A 2447-nucleotide genomic window follows, 5' to 3' on the forward strand; every position below is an offset into this window, starting at 1 on the left:
GAGGTCTCCTTCCCAGTGACCCGGCACCGCGCGATCGGCCGCTTCGGCGGGGCGTTGACTGATCATGATCTCCGGCAAGACAAAGCTCTTACCTCGACTGCGTACGCGGGCCCTGGGGACCCGCAGCACGCGCCCCGTTCGCAAGCAGGCCGACAGTTCGCGGCGTAGCGCTCCCCGACCCTGAACGAAGAGAGCTTGATAGATGGCTTCGTGGCTGATGCGCATCGTCTTGTCGTCCGGGAAGTCGATCGGCAAGCGTCGGGCGATCTGCTCCGGGCTCCAGGCCCTGGCCCATCGCCGATCCTTTCGCGGACCGTGCCGGCGGCCCTTCCACCGAACGGCCGGACCAGGAACGGCGGCGCCACTTGGGGACCTGACGACGCCGGCCAGTCGCTGCTCCACATAAGTGCGCAAGGTAGTGTTGAGCGCAAGCTTGGTCGGTTTGGGCCGACGGGCCGATCGGTCGGCGTGCCATTGGGCCGTCGATGCACGATATTCCAGCCCGCCGCTGCGCGTCGCGGCATTGCGTCGTAGCTCACGGGAGATGGTCGAGGCGGATCGGCCAAGTCGGCGTCCGATCTCGCGTCTCGAAAGGCCCTGAACGCGAAGAAGTGCGATCTCCTCACGTTCCGCAAACGCAAGGTATCGCTCTGACGGCGGCTTGGTGGAAGATCTGAACATCGCTGGTGCCATGCCGCCCGCCTGTCGGAACAATCTGGTTCCAACAGGCTGCGACATACCAGCCGCCAGCGCAGCATCTTCGCTGGTCAGCCCCTGCGCTATCCCCAACCAGAATCGCTGGAGTTCAGATCGCCCCGCCACTGGCGGACGTCCCGGTGACGGCAACGGCGCCCGTCCAGAACGGTGTGATCGTCGCTTTCCAATGCCCATCGCAACCTCCTTCGTTCAGGTGTTGCGACGACCGCTTGAATCCGCCCAATACATGAGCAAGCAGTTCCAGCGCCTGGTGACCGATCACGGCATTAAGTGTTCGATGAGCCGGTCGGGCAATGTCTGGGATTGCTGCGATGGAGAGCTTCTTCTCATCGCTAGGACGAGAGATGCCACCAGGGCGGATGTGTTCGACTACATCGAACGCTTCTACAATCCTCGGCGGAGGCACTCCACACTGGACTCTCAGCCCCATGGAGTTCGAGGAACAAGCTATGTTAGCTTAATCTCGTGCCCGAAAAAACGGCAGCAGGCCAGTCGTCGGAATCTGTCACCAGCATTCGCGACGATCTTTCTCAAATCCCGCTCCATCCTAATCACAATCTACCGCTATGGCTTGTTTGCCGAAAAAACGAGAGCAGCCGCTTAATCGCTCGTGCGGTTCTGCCTGTGCTTGAAGGCTTAGGATACGGCGAGAAACATCGGCAGCGACGTTCAGCCTCTGGACGACCAGACTAAGCAAGCGCCGGTACGCGCTGCAATTTCAACCTACCACCGACGCCGGCGACTTGACGATCTCCATTTGCGTGTCTGATAGCGCCGGTAAGGCGGAATCAGGGTCCGCCGTGGGCCAAGAATAGTTGAGAAGGCGTCGCATAGCGTGATCACGGATATTGTCGATCCACGCAAGCAGTCTGGCCCTAGGTTGTTATTCACCGTAACGGCGCTCCAACGCGCTTGCAATTCGTTCGCAAAGCAATGCGGAGGTCACGACTGTGAGGTGGAGACGAAGGCGAACCCCGCGTTTATCAACTAGGGTGGTGACAATACCGCGATCAGAGCACTCGGTGAGGTCAAGAACATCGTTGATGATGAAGTCTGGCATTTCGCGCCTATGGCACTCATCCTCCCTAATTGGTGGCTTTCCAGCCAGCCCGAGCCTAATTCGCTGGAACTCGGCGTAGCACTCGGCTACAGCTTGAACGTTGAATAAATGTCGAGTTATTTTGCCATTTTCCATGACTTGGACAATCCATTGGCCGGCGGCATACTTCAATCGTACGTCATTTGGTTCTCCGGCAACCATATCCGTCATCCGTTGAGCAATCAAAAATGGGAAAAGACAGTGGAAGTCCCAAGTCGCTGTATCGCCTTGTAAACAAAAAACTTACCCAATGTAATTGTCAGGTCTATACTTTCTGTCAGCATGGTGCACTTGCCTGGCAGTACGGTGGATCGTGTGCAAAATTGGCCCCATTAAGCCGGGGAAACGGCGTCCAATTTTGACCCCTCCCTGCCACCTCGAACGCTGCATTCGCTCGGTTTCTTAGAGAAACCTCGATAGGCCCAAGTCATTGATTTTGCTTTCGCATTCAATGCCGTGGATTTCGATCGCCTACCTACAGTATCTAAGTTTTCGAAGTTTGGGATATCCCAAAATATATACACCAGCGTGCAACGTCATAGGGCCTTTTCAAAGGCTGGAACCTGTGTTTGTCTATACAAATACAAAGACCCCAGAGGAACTCATGTGTATCAGAACCGCCCGCGAAGCA

2 protein-coding genes and 1 pseudogene are annotated in these 2447 nt (G+C 57.0%); 1 reads left to right on the forward strand and 2 read right to left on the reverse strand.

The window, feature by feature from the left end; all coding sequences use genetic code 11:
• Nucleotides 1-891: helix-turn-helix domain-containing protein (locus DPM33_RS35560; protein WP_208648493.1), on the reverse strand; the 891-nt coding region annotated here is incomplete at its 3' end.
• Nucleotides 892-928: 37 nt separating this feature from the next.
• On the opposite strand from DPM33_RS35560, the pseudogene DPM33_RS37320 reads away from it, so the two are divergent.
• Nucleotides 929-1178, forward strand: a pseudogene (locus DPM33_RS37320) (IS3 family transposase); the annotation flags it as partial.
• A 422-nt stretch (nt 1179-1600) separates the two neighbouring features.
• On the opposite strand, the gene DPM33_RS36730 reads toward DPM33_RS37320, so the two are convergent.
• Complete coding sequence (locus DPM33_RS36730; RefSeq protein WP_208648494.1) at nt 1601-1987, reverse strand: hypothetical protein; 387 nt, start codon at nt 1985-1987, stop codon at nt 1601-1603.
• Nucleotides 1988-2447 lie beyond the last annotated feature (460 nt).

Origin of the sequence: Mesorhizobium hawassense (assembly GCF_003289945.1) — a bacterium.
In the GTDB taxonomy this organism is placed as follows: domain Bacteria; phylum Pseudomonadota; class Alphaproteobacteria; order Rhizobiales; family Rhizobiaceae; genus Mesorhizobium; species Mesorhizobium hawassense.

Bases quoted from the DNA above. Each gene is read 5' to 3' on its own strand.
- DPM33_RS36730 (WP_208648494.1), bottom strand. From the start codon at position 1,987: ATGACGGATATGGTTGCCGGAGAACCAAATGACGTACGATTGAAGTAT.